The following is a 4921-nucleotide window of genomic DNA, read 5'->3' on the forward strand; positions in this document are numbered from 1 at the left end:
CCCCACGTCCCGTGGACGGGCGAAACTTACGTTTCGCTGCGGCAGCCTATACCCCTGTTTTTCGTCCGCGCGCCTTACGCTCCGCAAGACTCAAGCGTCGGACGCATGCCAACATCAACGTTACTCCTCGTCATCAAAAACCTCGCCGAAGTCGGCAAGGAGCTCCTCAATGTCGCGCCGCTCCTTCTTCGTCGGCCGCCCCATCCCCCGGTCGCGAACCGCAAAAGCTCCCGCCCGGGCCATCTCCAGCTTATCCAGCTCCGACTGCGGCGTCACGTCCTCGATGTAACGAGAGACGTTGCGCGCCGGCTGGCGGTTCGCCACCGGCTCCAAAATCCGGAAGCTGTACACCACCGGCATCTTCCGCACCGAGACCACCTCGCCCGTCCGCACCTCCCGCGACGGTTTGACCGTCGCGCCGTTCACCGTCACCCGGTTCGAGCGGCACGCCTCCGCCGCATCGCCGCGCGTCTTGAACAGCCGAACCGCCCACAGCCATTTGTCTATCCGAATCCCTTCCGGCATGCTGTACTCCTTTCTTTATCAATAATTTACAACAACCCCTCGATCACCGGCACCAGCAGCGCCGTCACGAGTCCCATCAGACCGATGGCCAACCCGCTGACCGCCCCCTCGATGGCCCCCATCTCCATCGCGCGCGCCGTTCCGACCCCGTGAGCCGCCGACCCCATGGCCAGCCCCTTCGCAATCCGGCTGCTGATGTGCAGTTTCCGGAGCACGAACGGCCCGACGACGCTGCCGAAGATCCCCGTCAGAATCACCACCACGGCCGTCAGCGACCCGATACCTCCGGCCCTTTCCGAGATCGACATGGCGATGGGCGTGGTGACCGACTTCGGCACCAGCGACGCTTCGATAGCCGCCCCGGCTCCGAACAGCCGGATAATCAGGATGACGCTCACGATTCCCACGACGCTGCCCACGACGACCGACGTAAGGATCGAGACGGCATGAGCCCGGAGGTGTTCCATTTGTCGGAAGAGGGCATACCCGAGCGCCACCACCGAAGGCCCTAACAGAAAGTCGATCAGCGCAGTAGCCCGGTGGTACTGTTCGTACGAGATGCCGGTGGCGAGCAGAAAGACGATGATCACGGCGGCCGACGTAATGAGCGGATGGAGGAGTCCGATCCTCGTCCGCCGGAAGAGCCACAGCGCGGCGACGTAAATCCCTATGGTAAAGGTAAGTAGAAAGATTTCGGAGCCGGCCAGCAAGCCGAGCGCCGTCCAGGTATTATCGAATGTCATGTCCGCTGCGCCGAATTTTTCGTTTCCGTTTCCGCACCTCGAGCCGCTGCTGAGTCACCCCGACCGCTGCGACGATCAGCACGGTGCTGACGGCGGCCGCGACGAGGATAGCGGTCAGGTTGTTGAGAATCAGCCCGACGGAGGCGATGAGTCCGACGGCGGCGGGCAGAAAGAAGAGCACCATGTTGTCGATCAGCAGTTCGGAGATGCGGTCGACACGTCCGGGGTCGACCCACCCGAGTGCCAGCGCGATAAAGAGGAGCAACATGCCGAGCACGCTCCCGGGGATGACGCCTCCGACGAGGATGCTGACGCCGAGTCCGAGGAGGTAGAAAAAGAGCAGCCAGAAGGACTGTACGAGCATTTTCATACCGCAAAGATAGGAGAAAGGGTCGGTCGGCGTACACCCCGGCCTGTAAATTTCGCAGTGGGGCTTCCCCGCCCCAGGCTACCGCGGTCGGGATACGGGCACTCTGTACAGCGTCGGCAACGGCGGATTCAGCTACTCGTCGTCGGTGAGCGACAGCAACGGGGTGTACTTGAATTTCTACATGACGGGCCTCTATCCCAGCATCACGGACTACCGCGCCTACGGTTTTCAGTTGCGTTGCCTCTCGGAATAAACGGGGCGGACACGGCCGCAGCGAAACGCAAGTTTCGCCCGTCCACGGGACGTGGGGCCTGCCCGGCCCGAGGGCAGTTCTATCCGGTTAGGGTAGAGGCTGCCAATTGGGAGTGCGGCACGCACCGCCCGCCCGCCTAAGAAGGCATATTCTGTGGGTTGGCTGGATGCCAACCCACGAGAATTGCCGCGGGCGACTGAAAAACGTATTGATAAGCTCGCGCGCCACGCCTTAAGAGGAAAATCATTCAAAATGCACTTATGCGTTTTGACAAGATTTCCCAAGGCGCGCGAAAAATAAGACCGAACCCCTGCGACCCGCAGGGTCGCGCGGGCCGGAGCCACCCCAGGCGTAGGCCTGCAACTTCGCGGTGCTTGTTTTCGGCCACGCTGGCTCCGACCCGACAAACCCCGCCCCGGGCTACCGCGACTACGGTTGTACGGACTATGAAGGTGTAGCAAGGCTCGTTGGTGACTACGGGTACAGTTGGTCGTCCGCTGCCAGCGGAACTGACGGCGTGTTCTTGAGTTTCGGCACGCAGGGCCTCACTCCCAGCAGCGTGCTCAACCGTGGCCTCGGTCTTCAGTTGCGTTGCCTCTCGGAATAAACGGGGCAAAGCAGCACTCGAAGAGTGGCTGTGTCTCCCCAATAAGGGCAGCCTCTACTCCAAAGCGGGCCGAAGCCTGCGGAGACTAAAAGCAACGTCAGTTGCGGGCCTCCGCTGCGGGAGGCTCCGGCCCGCGCGGTTCTGCGAACCGCAAGAGCTCAGCCCAACTCACCGTCTAAAGTCCACCCCTATTCGGCCTTGTCGCCGTGTCGGCCTCACTGCGGCTCCGCTGTCGCTCCGCCACCTGTCGCATTTCCCCCGCGCGCTGGCGGAAATCTTGTTAGAACCATTCACCATGGTTCTAACGATTTCCTTCTCCAGCTGTCGCGCGCGGGTCAAGCATCGACTGGCCTCAGGCCGGCCGGGCCCCGCGTGCCCGCGGCGGGCAATTAGCCGGGTCAGCCCAACTCGTCGCTCGTACACTACACGCCTTACGCTCCGCAGACCTCTATCTCAGGCTGCCGCAAACGTCCGCCTCTACCCGCCGCCCCGTCAGAGGATGATCCCCCCGATGCAGCGACGCACACCTACAGAGCCCAATCCCGACTTCGGCGCATAGTCCGGAAAATCTTCCGGATGCTCCTCCACATGCTCCACCGCATAGCGCAGAAACGTGCGCGCATCCCGCAGCGCCTGGCGCGACAGTAACTGCCACTCCTCGGCCGTCGCCGCCCGGAATCCCGACCGATTCGTCGTTCCCGAACCCTCGTTTTCGCTGCGGGCAGTCGTCGCCACCTGAGCGTTCCGGATCTCCACATCCGTCTGCTCGTCGGTGGTCGTTCCGGAACCCGACAGCGTCCGTGTCGTATCCTGCGTATCGTTCGCCACCGCCGTCCGAACCGTATTGGTCGACTCCTCGCTCCCCGTCGTCGTCGTGTCGGTCGTTTTCCGCGTCGTCGTGAGCTTCTTCGAGCCGGTCTCCTCGGTCACGGCAACCTCCTCCGTAGCCGACGTCTCGCCCTGTTTCGTCACGCTGCTCTGATCGGTCGTCTGATCCGTGGCCGACACATCGGAACTCTTCTGCACCGTCTCCTCCTGAGCCCGCGCCGCCTCTGTCGTCGTCGTATCATTCTTTTTGTCGGTCACCTTGCGCGTCTCCGTATCGGCCGTTTCACGCACCTGAGACGAAGCCCGATCCCGTTCCGAATTCACATCCTCCTTCCGGCTTCCGATATCGTTCCGTGTCGCCGACGAGGTTTGCGTCGTCTCCTCGACCGAGGGACGCCCCACCCCCCGGCCGGACGACCGGACAGCCAGCTCCACGATCAATTCGTAGCGGACGAAGTGTGCCAGAGCCGGTTTGATGAACGTATAGACGAACTCCGGATAGCGTTCCCGGCGCATGCTTTCGTACATGGCGTCTCCGAACGTGGGTCGGATGTAGCGCAGCTGAGCGGCCTCGATTCTCATTTCCCGGACATTGTCCGGATCGATCGGGTCATCGGCGGCAAAGGCCAGTCCGACTACCTCTTCGGGATGTATAAGTTGCATAGATACAGTTTTTTAATGAATAACACATAAATTCGAGCCGTTTCCGCCCCGGGCTTCCGCGAGAGAGCCACTGGCGTGCCGAGCCACGTCGGCAACTACGGGTTCAGCTATTCGTCGTCGTTGAGCGGCAGTAACGGGGTGTACTTGAGTTTCGGCGTGACGCACCTCAATCCCAGCTACACGACGGACCGTGCCAGCGGTCTTCAGTTGCGTTGCCTCTCGGAATAAACGGTGCGTGTCGCACTCCCAATTGGCAGCCTCTACCCTATTTGCCCACCGCGGGCACGCGGGGCCCGGCCGGCCCGAGGCCAGTACCCTCCTGTAGGCAAGTCGCCCGCCCGCCTAAAAGGGAAATCGTCAAAATACACTTGCGTGTTTTGACAGGATTTCCCAAGGCGCGCGGACAATACCCGATTGACCTGCCGGAGGAAAGTCCGTTTTGCCTAACGTTGTGCGGCTGTCCGTCGCGGGAAAATAATAAAGGCTCCGCGCCGCAACGCAAATGCGTTGGCCGCGGGGCCCCTACTTTCTATGATGTGATAGAAAGTAGGCAAAGAACACATTCAAGGGGGACTCACATCCCCCTTGAAAATTCCCCGGCGATTCTTTTAGGGTAGACACAGCCAGCTTTCGAATGCCGAGCGGCACCGGCTCGCAGAGCCGCGCGGGCCGAGAACCTCCCCCAGCGGGAGGCCCGCAACTCGCTACGCTCATTTTGGGCACCCGCAGACTTCGGCCCGCTCCAGTCCCACCCGACCCACAGTCAATAGCTCCGCCCCGTTCGGCCTGTCGCCCACTTCCCCGAGGTGCAAAGCGCCTGGGCGACAAGGCCGGCGGTTCTGCGAACCGCAAAAACTCGGTCAAACTATCTGTCGTGTTCGGGCTGCGCGCTCCCCGGGTGGGCCACAGGCCCAGCGCGCAAGCCCGGCGAT

Annotated in this window: 6 protein-coding genes; 2 read left to right on the forward strand and 4 right to left on the reverse strand. The window is 62.1% G+C overall.

The features are described 5' to 3' along the window. Positions 1-120: 120 nt before the first annotated feature. From QZ292_RS09545 to QZ292_RS09555, 3 genes are read right to left on the reverse strand one after another with little or no spacing between them, the layout of a single operon-like run. Positions 121-525: a S4 domain-containing protein gene (locus QZ292_RS09545; RefSeq protein WP_294600976.1), complete on the reverse strand. Its 405-nt coding sequence runs from the start codon at positions 523-525 to the stop codon at positions 121-123. Positions 526-551: 26 nt separating this feature from the next. Continuing rightward, positions 552-1268: an LrgB family protein gene (locus tag QZ292_RS09550; protein WP_294600978.1), complete on the reverse strand. Its 717-nt coding sequence runs from the start codon at positions 1266-1268 to the stop codon at positions 552-554. Beyond that, on the reverse strand, positions 1255-1638 hold the full coding sequence (locus QZ292_RS09555; RefSeq protein WP_294600980.1) for a CidA/LrgA family protein: 384 nt from the start codon (positions 1636-1638) through the stop codon (positions 1255-1257). The genes QZ292_RS09550 and QZ292_RS09555 overlap by 14 nt, the downstream gene beginning before the upstream one ends. A 623-nt stretch (positions 1639-2261) precedes the next feature. Between QZ292_RS09555 and QZ292_RS09560 the strand changes: the two genes are divergently transcribed. Then, on the forward strand, positions 2262-2498 hold the full coding sequence (locus tag QZ292_RS09560) for a hypothetical protein (RefSeq protein WP_294600982.1): 237 nt from the start codon (positions 2262-2264) through the stop codon (positions 2496-2498). 492 nt (positions 2499-2990) lie between these two features. Here the strand turns inward: QZ292_RS09560 and QZ292_RS09565 are convergent, their stop codons facing one another. Beyond that, on the reverse strand, positions 2991-3989 hold the full coding sequence (locus QZ292_RS09565) for a hypothetical protein (protein WP_294600984.1): 999 nt from the start codon (positions 3987-3989) through the stop codon (positions 2991-2993). A 75-nt stretch (positions 3990-4064) separates the two neighbouring features. On the opposite strand from QZ292_RS09565, the gene QZ292_RS09570 reads away from it, so the two are divergent. Beyond that, positions 4065-4217, forward strand: coding sequence for a hypothetical protein (locus QZ292_RS09570; RefSeq protein WP_294600986.1), 153 nt, complete (start codon positions 4065-4067; stop codon positions 4215-4217). The last annotated feature ends 704 nt before the right edge of the window (positions 4218-4921 follow it).

Origin of the sequence: uncultured Rikenella sp., from assembly GCF_910577125.1 — a bacterium.
Taxonomy (GTDB): Bacteria; Bacteroidota; Bacteroidia; order Bacteroidales; family Rikenellaceae; genus Rikenella.

What these genes read in the sequence shown, in the direction of transcription:
- QZ292_RS09565 (WP_294600984.1), bottom strand. Translation starts at nt 3,989, where the DNA reads ATGCAACTTATACATCCCGAAGAGGTAGTCGGACTGGCCTTTGCCGCC.
- QZ292_RS09545 (WP_294600976.1), bottom strand. Translation starts at nt 525, where the DNA reads ATGCCGGAAGGGATTCGGATAGACAAATGGCTGTGGGCGGTTCGGCTG.
- QZ292_RS09555 (WP_294600980.1), bottom strand. Translation starts at nt 1,638, where the DNA reads ATGAAAATGCTCGTACAGTCCTTCTGGCTGCTCTTTTTCTACCTCCTC.
- QZ292_RS09550 (WP_294600978.1), bottom strand. Translation starts at nt 1,268, where the DNA reads ATGACATTCGATAATACCTGGACGGCGCTCGGCTTGCTGGCCGGCTCC.